This is a genomic window from Vibrio sp. bablab_jr001, assembly GCF_016464285.1.
In the GTDB taxonomy this organism is placed as follows: Bacteria; Pseudomonadota; Gammaproteobacteria; order Enterobacterales; family Vibrionaceae; genus Vibrio; species Vibrio fluvialis.
In genome coordinates, this window is record NZ_JACDWZ010000113.1 from 111,090 (window position 1) to 127,840 (window position 16,751).

Consider the following 16,751-nt stretch of genomic DNA (forward strand, 5'->3'; position numbering starts at 1 on the left):
TTCAAAGGACTGGAGACGACTATTATGGAACTGTCAGCTACAGTAACGGAGTTACGTTACGCACTGGATACATTCTTCTTCTTAATTTCGGGCGCACTGGTTATGTGGATGGCGGCGGGTTTCGCTATGCTGGAAGCTGGTCTGGTTCGTTCTAAGAACACCACCGAAATTCTGACCAAAAACTTTGTGCTGTACGCGATTGCGTGCACCATGTACCTCATTGTGGGTTACAACATCATGTATGTTGATAACGCAGAAGCAGGCTGGCTACCATCGTTTGGTTCACTGATTGGCTCACAAGCTGACGGTGCTGACCACTCTCTGGAATCCGACTTCTTCTTCCAAGTGGTATTCGTAGCAACGTCAATGTCTGTGGTTTCAGGCGCAGTTGCTGAACGTATGAAACTTTGGGCATTCCTCATTTTCTCAGCCATTTTGACTGCCTTTATCTATCCTATGGAAGGTTACTGGACTTGGGGCGGTGGCTTCCTGTCAGCAGCGGGTTTCAGCGACTTCGCGGGTTCAGGTATCGTTCACATGGCGGGTGCAGCAGCAGCGCTGGCAGGTGTTTTACTGCTGGGTGCTCGTAAAGGCAAATACGGTAAAAACGGCGAAATCTTCCCGATTCCGGGTTCAAATATGCCGCTGGCAACACTGGGTACCTTTATCCTGTGGTTCGGTTGGTTCGGATTCAACGGTGGTTCACAACTGATGCTGTCTGATTTCGAAAACGCGACAGCGGTGGGGCAAATCTTCCTCAACACTAACGCAGCAGCGGCAGCGGGTTCTATTGCAGCGCTACTGGTTTGTAAAACGACCTGGGGTAAAGCTGACCTGACCATGATTCTGAACGGCGCGCTGGCTGGTCTGGTGGCTATCACCGCTGACCCGCTGTCACCATCACCGCTGTACTCGGTTGCAATCGGTGTCGTTGCAGGTGCGATTGTTGTCTTCAGCATCATTGCTCTGGATAAACTGAAAATTGATGATCCAGTGGGTGCAATCTCTGTACACGGTGTGTGTGGTTTCTTCGGCCTGATGGTTGTGCCACTAAGCAACAGCGATGCCACCTTCGGTGCACAGCTTCTGGGTGCAGCAGTCATCTTCGCTTGGGTATTCGGTGCTAGCCTGGTGGTTTGGGGCATTCTGAAAGCAACCATGGGTATCCGTGTTTCTGAAGAAGAAGAGATGGAAGGCATGGACATGCACGATTGTGGTGTCGGCGCTTACCCAGAGTTCGTGACAGTTAAGTAATAATTGGTTACAAAACCTTTGCCTAAAACCTGCCCTTCGGGGCAGGTTTTTCATTTTTACTGATTGTTTTATTAAGGGTGGCCAATATAATTAGCGCAATTGATAAGTGTTATCATTAGCAATAATAAAGGACTTGAACCATGAAAAAACTGCTGGCTCTATCGGCAATCGCATGTAGCGTATTGGCCCCTTCGGTTATGGCGGCTGAAGAAGTAAATGTTTACTCATACCGTCAACCTTTCCTGATTGAACCGATGTTTAAAGAGTTCACTCAAGAGACCGGAATCAAGGTCAACGTGAAGTTTGCCAAAGAGGGCATTGCAGAAAAATTGGCTCAAGAAGGCGAGTACAGCCCGGCCGACGTGATTCTGACTTCAGAGTTCAGCCGTCTGTTTGAACTGTCGGATAAAGGCTTAACGCAACCCGTAAACAGTCGTGTCATTGACGAGAACATTCCGGCGCAGTACCGCGACAGCAGCGAAGAGTGGTTTGCATTGACCGTGCGCACTCGTAGCGTCTACTCATCACGCGATCGCGTGGGCAAACTGGGCGATGATTTCGATTACCTCGATCTGGCCAAGCCAGAATACAAAGGTAAGATCTGTACACGCAGCGGTAAGCACCCGTACAACATTGCGCTGGTTGCCGCGATGATCGCGAACCACGGCGAAGCTCAAACCAAAACCTGGTTGGAAGGTCTGAAAGCTAACCTGGCGCGCAAACCGCAAGGCAACGATCGCGATCAGGTTCGTGCGATCAAAGAAGGTCTGTGCGATCTGTCTCTGGGCAACAGCTACTACCTAGGCAAAATGCTGGAAGACAAAGAGCAAAAGAGCTGGGCGGAATCGGTATATATCAACTTCCCGGGTCAGAATGTTCAGGGTACTCACGTCAACGTCAGTGGTATGGCAATGGCGAAATACGCACCAAACCGTGACAATGCCGTCAAGCTGATGGAGTTCCTGACTGGTGAAACCGCGCAGCACATGTACGCAGAAGTGAACTACGAATACCCGGTGAAACCAGGTGTTGAGCGTTCAAAACTGGTGGCTTCATGGGGTGAATTCAAATCTGATTCTCTACCACTGGAAAAAATTGCCGACAACCATGCGGCGGCCATCAAGCTACTTGATGAAGTCAAATTTGACCTTTAATTGAGTCTGGGGGTATAACTATACCCCTGATTTATTAAAGGGATATGAGATGTATTTGCAGATGCATTTATGCCTCAGTCAGCCTGACAGTTTCTAGGCAATGAAAGAAAAACACCTTATTTGGAAAACCAGTAGTGTGGCTTTGGCGACGCTGCTGGTTTTGCCGATCTTAGCGATCTTTTTTACCGCCATTGGTCAGACGGACGATGTGTTTGCGCATTTGATGTCGACCGTGATGCCCACCTATGCCTTCAATACCGTGGTTCTGACGCTCAGCGTAATGGCGCTGGCGCTGCTCTTTGGTATTCCGAGCGCCTGGTTAATGGCCATGTGCCGCCTGCCGGGGGAGAAAGTCCTGCAGTGGGCTTTGGTGCTGCCGCTGGCGATTCCCGGTTATATTGTCGGCTACATCTTTACGGGCTGGTTTGATTATGCCGGGCCGATTCAGGTTTGGCTGCGAGCACAGACTGGCTGGATGGCCGGGGAGTATTATTTCCCGGATATTCGCTCATTGGCCGGTGCCAGCATCGTGCTGGCCTTGGTGCTCTATCCCTATGTCTATCTGATGTGCCGCGCCGCGTTTATGGAGCAGAACGTTTCGCTGTTGCAGTCGGCCCGTTTGTTGAAATGCTCGCCGTGGGAAAGTTTTCGCCGTATCTCGCTGCCGTTGGTTCGTCCATCAATCGCGGTAGCCTTGTCGCTGGTCGCGATGGAAACCGTCGGTGATTTCGGCACCGTCAGCTACTTTGCGGTCAACACGCTGACCACCGCGGTGTATGACACCTGGATGAACTACTCTAATTTGACCGCCGCAGCCAAAATTTCAGCTGTGATGCTGGTCATCGTATTGCTGCTCCTGAGCGCCGAACGTTACAGTCGCCGTCGGCAAAAGTTATATCAGAGCCAGTTCAACAGCCATGAAGATTTTCGCTACGCTTTGCGTGGCTGGAAAAAATGGCTGGCACTGCTGTGGTGTTGGGGACTGGTGTGCGTGGCCTTTATCTTTCCGCTACTGCAACTGCTCAGCTACGCTTATACCTACTTTGAGCAGAGTTGGACGGCAGAGTTTCGTGAATACGCGTTGAACAGCCTGCAAGTTTCTCTGAGTGCTGCGGTGATTGGCGTGGCAGTCGCGTTGGTCGTGAACTTTTACAGCCGTCTCAAATCCAACCGCGTCAGTGTGGCGCTGATGCGGCTCTCTTCAATGGGGTATGCCGTGCCGGGTACGGTATTAGCGATTGGAGTGATGGTTCCCGTGCTGACGCTCGATCATGCGGTCAACGATGTGGCAAAAGTGATGCAATGGGGCAGGCCGGGGCTGATTTTCTCCGGCACCATGTTTGCGATTATTTTTGCGTTGATCGTGCGCTTTTCCGCAGTGGCAATCGGCAGTATCGAAAGCAGTCTGAATAAGATCTCGCCGTCACTGGATATGGCAGCGCGTACCATGGGGTGTCAGGCCAATGCGATGTTGTGGCGCGTTCATTTGCCACTGGTGCGTCGTGGCGCCCTGATTGCCGGTCTGCTGGTGTTCATTGAATCGATGAAAGAGTTGAATGCGGCATTGTTACTGCGCCCGTTCAATTTCGAGACCTTGGCGACCTACGTGTATAACTACGCCTCGGACGAACATTTGGAACTGGCAGCCTTGCCTGCGGTGCTGTTGGTGTTGGTTGGCTTGATCCCACTTGTTGTTGTAAACCGTTCTCTGGAGCAAAACCACTGATGAGCTGTGCATTATCGATTCAAAATCTGACTTGTCAGTACGACACTCAAACGGTCTTGGAATCGTTGTCGCTGAACGTAGAACACGGCGAAATCGTGTGTCTGCTTGGTGCCAGCGGTTGCGGTAAAACCACGTTACTCAAAGCGATTGCCGGCTTGCTACCGCTCTCCTCCGGCATCATGAGCCTTAACGGCATGACCATCGACGATGGCAAGCATTGGCTAGCGCCAGAGCAGCGTAATATCGGCATGATCTTTCAGGACTATGCGCTGTTTCCTCATCTGACGGTGGCGGAAAACATCGCCTTTGGCCTGCGTCAAATGGCGGCGGAGGAACGTCATCTGCAAGTGCAGCAAATGTTGGAACTGGTCCATTTGAGCGGTTTCGGTGACCGTTATCCGCACCAGTTGTCGGGTGGCCAGCAACAGCGTGTCGCTATCGCGCGTTCGCTGGCTTACAAACCGGATTTACTATTGCTGGATGAGCCATTTTCCAATATTGATACTCAGGTGCGTCATGACCTGATTGGCGAAATTCGTAAAATCTTCAAAAAGCAGGGGGTGACAGCGATTTTCGTCACCCACTCACGTGAAGAAGCGTTTGCCTTTGCCGACAAAATGGCGGTGATGAATCACGGGGTGATTGAGCAATACGGCACCGCCTCAGAGCTTTACTATCGTCCGTCGAGCAAATTTGTCGCTGACTTTCTGGGCGGTGGCAGTTACCTGCCTGCTACGCGTTTAGCAGAACATCAGTATCAAACGCCGCTTGGCGTTGTGGACGCGTATGCGCAGCAAAGTATTGCTCAGGGCAGTCAATGTGAGCTGTTGCTGCGTCCGCAGCAGATCAGTATTTATGCGGATGAAGAGAGCAGTGTCACGGTGCTGGAGCAGCAGTTTATGGGCGATCATTGCCGTTACGTGATCGATGCGCATGGCTCTAAGCTGCTGGCAACCTCTTCACAGGGCTTGTCGGTTGGTCAGACCGTGGCCGTCAGTATTGATACTCAAGGCGTTCTGGCCTTTGCCTAATAAGAAAAAGCCCGGTTTAACCGGGCTTTTTTATCGCACTTGCATTACAGAGACAGAAACTGTTTCATCTGGTGTAAAACGCGCTCTGCTGTCTCTTTGTCCTGCATTTCGGCAAAGATACGCAGCAAAGGCTCCGTGCCGGAGAAGCGGGCAATCACCCAGCCACCATTACGAAAATAGACTTTAGCGCCATCCTCATAGCTGACTTTTTCAACTTCAAACTCAAACTCTGGTAACTGTTTCTCTACGTAAATCTTTGCGTAGATCTCCGCTTTCTGGGTCGGCTTGAATTTGCAATCGCCCTCGGCGGTGTAGGCATAACCGTAGCGGCTGTATATTTCGCTCAGCAGCTCAGAAAGCTTTTTACCCGTCACGCTAATCATTTCCACCAGCAAGCTCGACGCGAATACGCCATCCTTGCCTTTGATGTGGCCGCGAATGGTCAGACCGCCCGAGCTTTCACCGCCAATCAGCGAATCGTCGGCTTCCATTTGGGAACTGATGTGCTTAAAGCCTACCGGAACCTCAAAGCTCTTCTCTCCATGAGCGGCGGCCACTTTGTCCAGCAGGTGGGTGGTGGCGATATTGCGCACGACAGAGCCTTTCCAGCCTTTGTATTCAAGCAGATAGTAATACAACAGCAGCAGAACTTCGTTGGGATGAATGAAGTTACCTTTCTCATCAATAATGCCCAGACGGTCAGCGTCCCCATCGGTACCAATGCCAATATCGTAGCCTTGATTTTTGACCAGATGTTGTAGGCGATAGAGCGTTGCTGCGCTGGGTGACGGCATCAAACCACCAAAATCAGGGTTCTTACCATCGTTGATCACGTCGACATCGCAGCGGCCATTGATCAACACGGTTTGCAGCGCGTTTTTTGCCACGCCAAACATCGGATCAATCAGCACGCGCAGATTGGCGCGTTTGATCGCTTCAATATCGATAAAGTCGATGATCGAATCGACGAATTCATTCATCGGGTTGATTACCTGAATTCGGCCTTGGGCGACCGCCAGATCAAAGTCCTCACTGCGCACGTCGGTGGCGCACAGTGTTGAAACTTGTTGCTCGATCTTTTGTGTGATCACTTCGTCGGCGTCGCGTCCGCCTTCAATAAACACTTTGATGCCGTTGTAGTCTGCCGGGTTATGCGATGCCGTGATGCATGCCGAGTAGGCGCAGTTCATCTCTTTGGCCTTAAACATCACCACAGGGGTGGGAACAAACTTATTGATGAAGCTGACGGTGATCTGGTTGCCCGCCAATACTTCGGCAAACCAGCGCCCCGCTTTGTCAGACAAAAAGCGGCGGTCATAGCCGATGACAAAACCGCGCTCAGCCACTTGTTCCTGATTGATAATGTTGGCTACCGCTTGAGCAACCAGGCGAACGTTGTCTTTGGTAAACTCTTCGCCGATAAAGGCGCGCCAACCACCGGTACCAAATTGAATCATGCTGTATCTCCTTATGTGGGCGCCGCCAGCGCGGCACCCTAAAGCGGATTAACCTAAAATCACGGTCACCTGATTTACGCTGCCCGCTGGTTGCGCGTGAACTGCATCCACGGGTTCGCCATTGACCAGAATGGACTGTACGCCTTTGCTCACACCATATGGATTTTGCACTTCAATATGATAAGTCGCACCGCGCCATTCGCGGGTGACGTCAAAGCCCGGCCACGAAGTTGGAATACACGGATCAATTGTTAGCGTGTCAAATCCGGTGCGTACCCCCAAAATGAAGTTGGTGGTTGCGTAGTAAGCCCAGCCGGAAGTCCCCGTCAACCAAGGATGGTTGGCACGGCCATGGTCTTTATGATCGCGGCCCATAATGAACTGCACGTAAGAGTACGGCTCGGCCACGCGGGTTTCGATGATGTCGTTCTGGTTATATGGGTTGAGCGCATCGTAGAATTCCATTGCGCGATCACCGCGGCCGAGTTTGGCTTCGGCGACCCATGCCCACGGGTTAGGATGCGAGAAAATCGCACCGTTCTCTTTTACGCCTTGGTATACGCGGGTGACAAAGCCAATGTCATCATTGGGCGTTGCAAACGACGGTGCGTTGAGGTGCAAACCGTATTTGGAGAACAGGTACTGATACACGGCATCCATCGCTTTTTCGCCGCGCTGTTGTGAGACTGCACCAGACAAAACGGCCAGCGTATTGGACTCAAGGTGAACTTTGCCTTCTTGCTGTTCAAATGTGCCGATTTTATCACCATCTTTGGTCAGGCCGCGAATGTACCAGCCGCCATTGTCATCCCACAAATGAGTTTCACATGCCTCGCGCACGCCGTTGGCCATCGCCTGATACTTGTCGATCGCCGCCGCGTCGTCGCGATGACGTGCCAGTTCCAAAAACGCTTCTAGTGCCCAGAAGTGCAGGAACGACACCATCGCAGACTCGCCGCCGCCAAGGTTGAGACAGTCGTTCCAGTCGGCGCGCAGTCCTTTACAAATGCCGGTTTGACCGACGTATTCCGCTGAGAAATCCAATGCTGCCATCATGTGTTGATACACGGTCGCATCGCCGCTGTCAGCGTAAGGGATCACTTCGTCAATAAAGCTCAGATCGCCCGTCTCTTTGACGAAGTTAAGAATCGTCGGCACGATCCACAGGTGATCATCAGAGCAGGTATCTTTGATGCCGTGGATCTTATCTTCATCCGATGGCGTCGGTACCACCGTTGGTGATTTTGACGGTTTGACATCGGCTTTTTCTGGATCGAACCAGTCAGGATCAAACAAGTGCAGACCATAACCTGCTTTAACTTGGCCGCGTAGCAGATCCACCAGACGTTTGCGGGTCATCGCCGGGTTAGTGTGCGGGACGGAGATCGCATCTTGTGCGGTATCGCGATAACCGAGGCCAGTACGGCCACCGACTTCAATGAACGAGGCAAAGCGTGACCACACCACACAGGTTTCCGCTTGGTATAGAGTCCAAGCGTTGATCATGGTGTTGAGGCCTTCATTCGGTGAACGGACCTGGAATTTCGCGCAGCGTTCGTCCCAGTGTTGTTTGATGCCCGCAAACGCCATATCGACTTGGCTGAGGTCTTGATACTTTGCACGCAGTTTTTCGCCGTTGCCTTTCCCGACACCCAGAATCACCGCAAAACGGACTTTTTCCCCTGGTTGCAGCACAAACTGTTTGTGCAGGGCGCCGCAGTGGTTGTAACAGGTTTGCGCGCTGTTCGAGCAGCGACCGTTGGCAACGGCAATCGGGTTGGCTTCGTCGCGGTACATACCGAGAAACGCATCACGCTGACCATCGTAGCTATCGGCATCAAACGTCGCGGTCAGGTAGTAGAAACCGAGGAAATCATCGGTGTTGTAGTACAGGTCGTATTCCAGCACACCATTGTTGTATTCGGTGCCCGCAGAGTAGAGCGACATCTGGTGGTTCTGGTTGTCTGAGGCGATGTGACTGAAGGAGAACTCAACATAGCTGAATGCACTGATGGTGCGTGGTTTATCCGAGGTGTTTTCAATTTCGACATCCCAAACCTGAGCATCTTCTCCTTTCGGCACGAACAATGTTTTAGTGGCCACAATACCGTTGTAATCACAACGGAATTTTGAGTATGACAAACCGTGGCGTACTTCGTACTTCGCGTCGTCGAGGTTTTTGGCAACGGGCTGCCAAGAGACTGACCAGAAATCACCAGTTTCATCATCGCGCAGATAGATGTAATGCCCTGGACGATCTTGCGTGAAGTTCGGGCGGAACTTGGTCACACGGTTGTACTCAGGAGAATGATAGAAAGAGTAACCACCCGCATTGTGCGAGATGACGGTGCAGAATTTTTCCGTACCCAGATAGTTCGTCCAAGGCGCAGGAACATCGGGACGAGTAATGACGTATTCGCGATTGTCGTTATCGAAATAGCCGTATTTCATGGTAATTTCCTTTTTAAACAGTGGCGCACTGGCGCCACTCAATGTCGATGCTAGAGAAAACGTGTTGGGTTATGCTTTCCATGGCGCCCGGTAACGGATGCCTTGTTGATCAAGCAAAGGTAGATGGCCTTTGAGACGCGCCAGATAATCGTGCCAGTCGCGTTGCGATTTCTGCGTCCAGGCGGCCTCCGCCAATGCGGTTAAGCGCGGATAAATCATGTAGTCCATGCGGTTTTGGTTGTTGACCAGTTCACACCACAGCGCGCACTGAATCCCCAAAATGCGTTTGCGCAGTGGGTCCTGTTCCGGCACTTCGGCGAGCGGCTCGTAGCAATAGGCACGTTCCAGCGGCGTCACGCCTGCCCAGTCCACGCCCGGTTCTTCCGGCGCGTAGTCCTGAGCTATATCGAGGTAAGTAAACTGGCCCGGTTGCAAAATGACATCAAAGCCCTGACGTGCGCAGTTCAGAGCAGCTTGCTCTGACAGCCAGGAATAAATCACGGTATCTTTGCTGACTTTATCGCCATGCTGGGCCTCTTCCCAACCCACCATGCGTTTGCCGAGCGATTTGAGTTTCTTCTCGGCGTAGCGCAGCAGGTGACCTTGCAACTCTTTGGCGTCGGTGTAGCCCTGTTCTGCCATCAATGCCTGACATTTCGGGCTGTTGACCCACACACCATCCGGCACTTCATCGGCGCCGATGTGAATGAAGTTACTCGGAAACAGGGCGGCGACTTCTTCCAGCACGAGATCAAGAAAGCGGTAGGTGCTGGAAAGGGCAGGCGATAACACGTTGTCGTTGTAGTACTGAATGCTGCGATATTGCGATTGGTCGCCTTCATCGAGCAACCATTCCGGTAACGCTTTGATTGCCGCACGGCTATGACCGGGGATATCAATTTCTGGAATGACGGTAATGCCGCGCTCTGCGGCGTAAGCGATCACCTCACGGATGTCATCTTGGGTGTAAAAGCCGCCGTGTTTTTCGGTCAGCAGGCTGTATTGTGGTTCCAGCACCTCATCGACGCCGCGCCAGGCACCAATGTCAGTCAATTGAGGCAGGGCTTTGATTTCAATACGCCAGCCTTCATCGTCGGTCAGATGCCAATGAAAGGTGTTGAACTTGTAATGCGCCAGTTGGTTGATGAGACGTTTAACGCGTTCCAGCGGATGAAAATGACGCGCGCAATCAAGCATCATGCCGCGATATTTAAAGCGCGGTGCGTCTTTGATTGCGATGTGTGGCACACGCAGACTGTCGCCATCCGGGCGAACCAATTGCAGTAACGTCGCACTGGCGTGAACAAAGCCCACGTGGCTGCTGGCTTCTAAACGAACGCCTTTGCGATCAACCGATACCTGATAGGCACCTTCATCCAGGGTTGGGTTGGTGCGTAGCACAATATCAGCACTGCCAATCGGGTGTGGCTGCCAATGGTAGAGACGTGTGAGTTCTTGTTTTAGCCAGGTTGCTGCAGTTTCAGCACAAGACGATTGCAATGAGATCTGGCTGGCGGCAGTGAGAATAAATTGACCATCCAGCAGTTCAGCATGATTGGGTTTGGGCAACAGACTCAGCGGGGCGGCGTTGACCTCAGGGATTTCGCTGCGTTCACGATACGGCGATGCCAGTGCGATTGGCGTGACGATGACATCGTGACGGATGACAGGTTCACGCTGGTTCAGTTGCACAAACGCAGCTTTGATGCCGTCAGTGTAGTAATGAAACGGCGCCGTTTTGATGCTGAATTCACAATAGAAATGGTCGTTAGCTTTAATCACACTTTGAGCGGGAACGAGCGAGCAGAAACTACCTACCTGATTGATCTCGCCATGGCTGATGCTGTCGGGCTGAATGTAGCGATCAATGGTAAAGTGCAGACTCCAGTCCTTTAAGTCCTGATCACTGAGGTTGTGCAGTGTCAGACCAAAACGGCAGAACTGTTTGTGTTCCGACAACACTGCGAAATCTATTCGATAGTTCATGAGCAACCCTTAATACAAATTATGCTCGGTTTTACCGGCAAACATTAATGCGCCCTCCATCGCATCCGCTTGCGGTGCGGCGATCCATTGCTGAACGGGAGGGGATAACCATGCGAGAATACGTTCTGCGATGCTGCCCATCAGGCAGATTCGCTGTGCCCCTTTGCGGTGCAGGGCGTGCAAAAACATTTCAACGTCTGCTGCTGTCTGTTTGAGCAGCGAAATCGCCAGTTCATCTCCTTGGTTCGCAAATGCGAAAATCTGCGGAGAAAACTGACCGTAGTCACGGGGTAAAGCTGATTTAGACCAAGCCACAATGGCATCAACATCGTGTTCAAAATGCTGCATGACAAACTGACTGAGTGGCGTCGCCGCATAGATCCCATCTTCAATCAGCAACACTTGTTGAATCAGGCGTAATCCCATCACTGCGCCGCTGCCCTGATCGGAGATCGGGAATTCACGTCCGCCTACCACATGCTGGTGGCCGTCTTGCAGTAAAATGCCGCATGAACCAGTGCCTGCGATCATGATCGCGCCATCGTTTCCGTTATGTGCGCCAAGACAAGCACCATAGGCATCGGTATTGAGCGTGAGAGAAGCAAACGGATGAGGCAGTTGCATAAATGCTTGCCAAGCGGATTTTTGTTCTGCGCCAGCCAGTGCCAGACCCACGTGCAGTTGGTCAAAGCAACCTTCATCCAGGCCGCCTTGTTGGGCAGCCAGCGTAATGGCACTGATGACGGATTGCAGCGCGCTTTCAATACCGAGCAGTATGTTGGCACTGCCGGTTTTAGCTTCACCAATCAGATGACCTTGTGCATCGCGAATGCGCGCGCGGCAGGAGGTACCACCGCCATCAATACCAGCGTAGTAGAGACTCATGCGCCACCTCGTGGGGTTGAGAAAAAATCAAATTGATGAACGATGGCCAGCAGATACCAGGCTCCGTGTGGAATCCATTGCTCACCCCAGCGCCAGTTTTGCAACATATCCTGATCGTGTGGTTGCGGGTTGAAGGCAATGTCCTGTTCATCCTCGAAACCTGCGGTGATGCCGTTGCACACGCCGCCTTTGGCATTGAAGAACCCTAAATGAGGCAGGTAGTCCGGATTGTTACGGCCATGGCCGTCGAGCATGCACATGTCATATGGGTTGAGGCCGATAATCCAACTGAGTGCATTGTGTGCCAGTGTCAGCATGCCGTGTTTTAGCTCGTCGTCGGTGAGGTAATCCTGAACGGCAAAGGCCATCGCGGCCAGTGAACCGAGGCGCGCATTTTCTCCTTGCCACCAGTAGCCGCTTTCGTTGTCATGAGTAATGAAAAATGCGCTACGTTTGCCGCCGTGAAGGTCTTTCACGTACTGACGTGGATAACCAAACGGATTGTGTACTTCACGCGTAATGCAGAGCTCAAACTCACAAGCCCGATGTAGAATCTCCAGCGCGTTGTGGCGTGCGCTGTGTTCGGTTTCAATCGTCAGATATTGGCACAGAGCGATCACGGGCAGGCCCGCTTCTGCGGCATGGTAATAGGGACGAGAACCGTCACGATTAGCCGACCAGAAATAGTGCTGTTGTTCATCACTGCGTTGACGCGCCAGCAGGCGAGTAGCCCACTCTCGGGCCTGATGCAGGTAGTCAGGCTGCTGAGTCGTAGTAAACAGTTCACAAGTCGCCATCAGCGCGCAGTACTCATCGATGATGTTCTCTTCACCATCATCTAGGTAGCGCTCATTGCACTCTTTCAAATGCCAGTAGCCATGCTCGGCTGCCGCCAGATAATGCTGCGGGGTAAAATCCCCTCCCACGCTTTGGCGAGCCGCTGCTGCCAATGCCGCGATCGCCATGCCTCCCCCCTGGCGAAAGCCAGCCTGGTAGGCATCGGACTTCACACCTTGCTGGGTGGCGTAGGCACAAATCTCCCGTTGCGCCGTATCTTTGCTCCATTGATCAAAGACAGTCATGTAAAAAAATCCCTCGGGATTTTGCATACGAAGCAGAAAATCAGCACCAAACAACGCTTCTTCCTTGAGGCGAGTGCGGGAAAACGGTGCAAAACCCGAGTGATTGTCTAAAAGCGCCAAGCTTTTGAACATGTTCCAGACCACCATAGGTGTTTGCTGTGGGTTCAAATAGTTGGCGTAAGAAAGGTGACTTAAATACTTACTGACGTCACCAGAAGCGTCGTACCAGCCTCCGTGCACATCGGCAGTGGTTGAGGTGCCCAGAAGCGGTACGTGCTTGTCTTGTTGATCGAAAATGCCGCCGCAGCGTTGCGACTTAAAGTAGTGCAGCACATCGGAAAATGTACGCTGCATCAGAACTCCGTTGCCAATCGTAAATGGTTGTGACTGCGCAGTTTCGACACACAGATAGAAGTCGCCTTCACGACGAATATGTGAAAAATCAATACGATGAAAATACCCCTGATGCCAGTTTGCAACCTGGCCACCACATGCAAATGCGATGCGCTCAACCGTCTGGTGAGTGCGGGCGCAGACCAATAAGGCTTCTTCCACTTGCAGATGAGCCACATGCGTTAACAAAACCGCGTGTTTAGGGCCGGAAGCTTCATAGCCGATGTGGTTGATGAGTAACTGCATTCAACGTCTCCGAGTGAATTGGCGCCCGCAGAGCGGGCGCTCAGGCTTAGTTTTCGTACAGGTAACAGCGAACAAAGTGGTTGTCAGACAACTGAGTGATGCCCGGAAGCTGCTCACGGCATTTGTCGGAAGCGTGCAAACAGCGACCGGCAAACGGACAACCGACGGAATCTGGTGTCCAGAGCGGGATTTCACCTTTATTGCCTTTCAGTTTTTCGTGAATCGACTTCTTCGGATCCGGCACCGCAGAAACCAGCAACTGAGTGTATGGATGCTGAGGATCGTGAATGATTGCTTCGGTATCGCCCCATTCAACCATGTGACCGACGTACATCACCGCCAGATCCTCCGCGATATAACGTGCAGTCGCGATGTCGTGCGTGATGTACAGCAACGACATCTGCTTCTCGAATTTCATCTCTTCCATCAGGTTAAGCACGCCGGCACGGATGGAAACATCCAGCATGGAGGTAGGCTCATCTGCCAGTACCACTTCTGCTCCGACGGCGATGTTGCGAGCCAGATTGACACGCTGACGCTGACCACCGGAAAGCTGATGCGGATACTTGGCTGCGGTCTCTTTGGGGGGGATCAGACCAACCTGTTCCAGCAGATCGTAGACGCGTTCTTGAAGCTCCTTTTTGTTGCCGGGCTTCACCTTTTTATGGATCAGTAACGGGCGAGCAATGTGGTGAAAAATGGTATGGGTCGGGTTGAGAGAACCGAACGGATCCTGCCATACCATCTGGACGCCTTCGCGGTAATGCATGAGATCGCTACGAGATTTGATCGTTTGAATATCGCGGCCTTTGTACTCGATCTCACCCGAAGTCGGCGCATACATTTTGGCGATCATTTTCGCGGTGGTGGATTTGCCCGAACCGGATTCTCCCACCACGGACAAACCGCGGCTTTTATACATCTTGAATGACACGTCGTTGATCGCACGCATCATCGGTTGTTTGAGTGCGTTACTGTTGATCGGAAAATCCTTAACCAGATTTTTGCCTTCTACCAGTAGTTCGCCGAATGGTTTACTCATATTAAACTCCAGAAATTCTGTCTCTACCGGACTTACAGTTTCACTTGGGCAATTGGCGCACCATACAGGTGGCAGTTGGATAAACGCCCCGGCTCAATCTGACGCAAGCTGGTCGGGATTTTGGTACACGCTTCGTGTACTCGATCGCATCGCGCCTGAAAGCGACAGCCCTGTGGAATTTCCAGCAAGTTGAGCGGGTTACCCGGAATCCCCGTCAGGCGAGTTTTCGGTCCGGTTAAAGGTGGAAACGAACTGCCAAGGCCTTTGGTATATGGGTGATACGGGCTTTGCAGAATTTCTTTGGACGGCGCTACTTCAATCAGTTCACCAGAGTACATGATGCCGATGCGATCTGAGAACTCGACCATCAGAGATAAGTCGTGTGTAATGAACAGAATTGAGAAACCGAACTCCTCTTTCAGGGCGTAGATCTTTTGCAGGATCTCGCGCTGTACCACCACATCCAACGCCGTGGTTGGCTCATCCATAATGATCATCTTCGGATTCAGTGCCAGTGCGATGGCGATCACCAGACGCTGGCGCATGCCGCCAGAAAACTGGTGCGGATAGTCGTTCAGGCGGCTAGGGTGAATATCCACGATTTCCAGTAAGCCTTCCGCGCGGCGTTTAGCCTGCTGACGATTCATGGTGGTGTGGCGCATGATCACGTCGCAAAATTGCTCTTCCATGGTCAGAACGGGGTTGAGTGCGTTCATTGCACTCTGGAACACCATTGACATCTGGCTCCAGCGGAATGACTGCATACGGTCATCGCTGTATTTAAGAATGTCTTCACCGTTGAAAATTACTTCCCCCCCGGTGATGAACGCGGGCGGCTTATGCAGGCGCATCAACGAAAAGGCGACGGTTGATTTACCACAACCAGATTCGCCTGCCAGGCCAAACACTTCACCTGGTGCGATATCAAAGCTGACGTTGTTGCAGGCGCGCACGTCGCCGGCGTCGGTAATGTAGTCCACACATAAGTTGCGGATCGAGATAAGTGGTGCTGTCATGATTATTTGTCTCCGCTCCAGATGGCTGTTTGTGGTGCAGGCTCTGGTTTACGCGCCTGCTTGTCCTGTGCCGCCAGTTTTTTCCAGCGCTTCATCCCTTTATGAGAGCGCAGTTGCGGGTTGGCAATTTCATCCACGGCAAAGTTCAGCAGTGCCAGACCTGTGACCAGTAATGTCAGAGAAATACATGGTGCCAACAGTTCCCACCAAGCGCCGATGAGCATGGACGATGAGGTCTGTACGTTGTAAAGCATGATGCCCCAGCTGATGGTGTTCGGGTCGCCGAGTCCCAGGAAGGAGATCGTTGCCTCCATCATGATGGCGTACATCACTGAGCCGATGAAACTTGCGCCGACAATCGAAATCAGGTTCGGCAGAATCTCAACGAAGATGATGCGCCAAGAGGATTCACCCAGCACTTCGGCAGCTTTGACAAACTCTTTCTCACGCAGAGCCAGAGTTTGGGCACGAACCACGCGCGCCCCCCAGGCCCAGGATGTGCAGCCGATGATCAGGGCGATGGTTAATGGGCCTGCTTCTCCGATGAAAGCCGCAACCACAAACAACAGAGGGTACTGAGGAATGACCAGCATGATGTTCATCGCTGCTGTTAGAAAGTCATCAACCCGCCCACCAAAGTAACCAGCGGATACCCCAAGTACGGTTGCCAGAAAACAGACCGTAATGCCGGCACCAAAACCAACTGCCAGCGAGACGCGCGCCCCGTAAGCAACTTGTGACCATACATCTCGGCCCATACGGGTGGTGCCTAGCGTGTGGTCGGCATTTTTCGACAACGCCATCGTGCGGCGATCGGTCGCGAGATTCTCTGCCACCCAACCATCAGGATTGGCTTTGGCTGCTTTCACGACAAAAGCTGGATATTCATGTGGGTTGCCCGTACGTTTATCTGGGGCATGTTTAGTAATCAGCGGGGCTGCCAGTGCAATGAACAAGAAGATGCTCAGAATAGTGACACCCACCATGGCAACACGGTTGCCGCGCAGTAGTTTCCAAAGAGCTTTCAT

General features: G+C 52.2%; 12 protein-coding genes. 4 read left to right on the plus strand and 8 right to left on the minus strand.

Annotated elements, in window-relative coordinates; translation table 11 throughout:
- The first annotated feature begins 24 nt into the window (after nt 1-24).
- From JIG40_RS22165 to JIG40_RS22180, 4 genes are all read left to right on the plus strand, one after another.
- Nucleotides 25-1,254 (plus strand): ammonium transporter, encoded by a 1,230-nt coding sequence (locus tag JIG40_RS22165; RefSeq protein ID WP_020332010.1) that lies wholly within the window; start codon nt 25-27, stop codon nt 1,252-1,254.
- 140 nt (nt 1,255-1,394) lie between these two features.
- The gene (locus JIG40_RS22170) at nt 1,395-2,408 is read left to right on the plus strand and encodes a Fe(3+) ABC transporter substrate-binding protein (RefSeq protein WP_020430476.1); all 1,014 of its coding nucleotides are present in this window, start codon (nt 1,395-1,397) and stop codon (nt 2,406-2,408) included.
- A 100-nt stretch (nt 2,409-2,508) separates the two neighbouring features.
- Nucleotides 2,509-4,134, plus strand: coding sequence for an iron ABC transporter permease (locus tag JIG40_RS22175; RefSeq protein WP_158151737.1), 1,626 nt, complete (start codon nt 2,509-2,511; stop codon nt 4,132-4,134).
- The gene (locus tag JIG40_RS22180; protein WP_020332013.1) at nt 4,134-5,165 is read left to right on the plus strand and encodes an ABC transporter ATP-binding protein; all 1,032 of its coding nucleotides are present in this window, start codon (nt 4,134-4,136) and stop codon (nt 5,163-5,165) included. Before JIG40_RS22175 ends, JIG40_RS22180 begins: the two co-directional genes overlap by 1 nt.
- A gap of 44 nt (nt 5,166-5,209) precedes the next feature.
- Here the strand turns inward: JIG40_RS22180 and JIG40_RS22185 are convergent, their stop codons facing one another.
- From JIG40_RS22185 to JIG40_RS22220, 8 genes are all read right to left on the minus strand, one after another.
- Nucleotides 5,210-6,622, minus strand: coding sequence for a phosphoglucomutase/phosphomannomutase family protein (locus JIG40_RS22185; RefSeq protein ID WP_158151738.1), 1,413 nt, complete (start codon nt 6,620-6,622; stop codon nt 5,210-5,212).
- Between the two features lie 48 nt (nt 6,623-6,670).
- Entirely contained in the window at nt 6,671-9,073 is a 2,403-nt protein-coding gene (locus tag JIG40_RS22190; RefSeq protein WP_199466104.1) for a N,N'-diacetylchitobiose phosphorylase, read from the minus strand.
- 69 nt (nt 9,074-9,142) lie between these two features.
- Nucleotides 9,143-11,059, minus strand: coding sequence for a family 20 glycosylhydrolase (locus JIG40_RS22195; protein ID WP_199466105.1), 1,917 nt, complete (start codon nt 11,057-11,059; stop codon nt 9,143-9,145).
- Nucleotides 11,060-11,068: 9 nt separating this feature from the next.
- Nucleotides 11,069-11,944 carry an N-acetylglucosamine kinase gene (locus tag JIG40_RS22200; RefSeq protein WP_154184028.1) on the minus strand — a complete coding sequence of 292 codons (876 nt, stop codon included), beginning with the start codon at nt 11,942-11,944 and terminating at the stop codon, nt 11,069-11,071.
- The gene (locus tag JIG40_RS22205; protein ID WP_199466106.1) at nt 11,941-13,665 is read right to left on the minus strand and encodes a glycoside hydrolase family 9 protein; all 1,725 of its coding nucleotides are present in this window, start codon (nt 13,663-13,665) and stop codon (nt 11,941-11,943) included. Before JIG40_RS22205 ends, JIG40_RS22200 begins: the two co-directional genes overlap by 4 nt.
- Nucleotides 13,666-13,711: 46 nt before the next feature.
- Entirely contained in the window at nt 13,712-14,707 is a 996-nt protein-coding gene (locus JIG40_RS22210; RefSeq protein ID WP_020332020.1) for an ABC transporter ATP-binding protein, read from the minus strand.
- 32 nt (nt 14,708-14,739) lie between these two features.
- Entirely contained in the window at nt 14,740-15,723 is a 984-nt protein-coding gene (locus tag JIG40_RS22215; RefSeq protein WP_020332021.1) for an ABC transporter ATP-binding protein, read from the minus strand.
- A 2-nt stretch (nt 15,724-15,725) separates the two neighbouring features.
- Nucleotides 15,726-16,751: an ABC transporter permease gene (locus tag JIG40_RS22220; protein ID WP_020332022.1), complete on the minus strand. Its 1,026-nt coding sequence runs from the start codon at nt 16,749-16,751 to the stop codon at nt 15,726-15,728.

What these genes read in the sequence shown, in the direction of transcription:
- JIG40_RS22180 (WP_020332013.1), top strand. Translation starts at nt 4,134, where the DNA reads ATGAGCTGTGCATTATCGATTCAAAATCTGACTTGTCAGTACGACACT.
- JIG40_RS22220 (WP_020332022.1), bottom strand. Translation starts at nt 16,751, where the DNA reads ATGAAAGCTCTTTGGAAACTACTGCGCGGCAACCGTGTTGCCATGGTG.
- JIG40_RS22170 (WP_020430476.1), top strand. Translation starts at nt 1,395, where the DNA reads ATGAAAAAACTGCTGGCTCTATCGGCAATCGCATGTAGCGTATTGGCC.
- JIG40_RS22205 (WP_199466106.1), bottom strand. Translation starts at nt 13,665, where the DNA reads ATGCAGTTACTCATCAACCACATCGGCTATGAAGCTTCCGGCCCTAAA.
- JIG40_RS22165 (WP_020332010.1), top strand. Translation starts at nt 25, where the DNA reads ATGGAACTGTCAGCTACAGTAACGGAGTTACGTTACGCACTGGATACA.
- JIG40_RS22215 (WP_020332021.1), bottom strand. Translation starts at nt 15,723, where the DNA reads ATGACAGCACCACTTATCTCGATCCGCAACTTATGTGTGGACTACATT.
- JIG40_RS22210 (WP_020332020.1), bottom strand. Translation starts at nt 14,707, where the DNA reads ATGAGTAAACCATTCGGCGAACTACTGGTAGAAGGCAAAAATCTGGTT.
- JIG40_RS22175 (WP_158151737.1), top strand. Translation starts at nt 2,509, where the DNA reads ATGAAAGAAAAACACCTTATTTGGAAAACCAGTAGTGTGGCTTTGGCG.
- JIG40_RS22190 (WP_199466104.1), bottom strand. Translation starts at nt 9,073, where the DNA reads ATGAAATACGGCTATTTCGATAACGACAATCGCGAATACGTCATTACT.
- JIG40_RS22185 (WP_158151738.1), bottom strand. Translation starts at nt 6,622, where the DNA reads ATGATTCAATTTGGTACCGGTGGTTGGCGCGCCTTTATCGGCGAAGAG.
- JIG40_RS22195 (WP_199466105.1), bottom strand. Translation starts at nt 11,059, where the DNA reads ATGAACTATCGAATAGATTTCGCAGTGTTGTCGGAACACAAACAGTTC.
- JIG40_RS22200 (WP_154184028.1), bottom strand. Translation starts at nt 11,944, where the DNA reads ATGAGTCTCTACTACGCTGGTATTGATGGCGGTGGTACCTCCTGCCGC.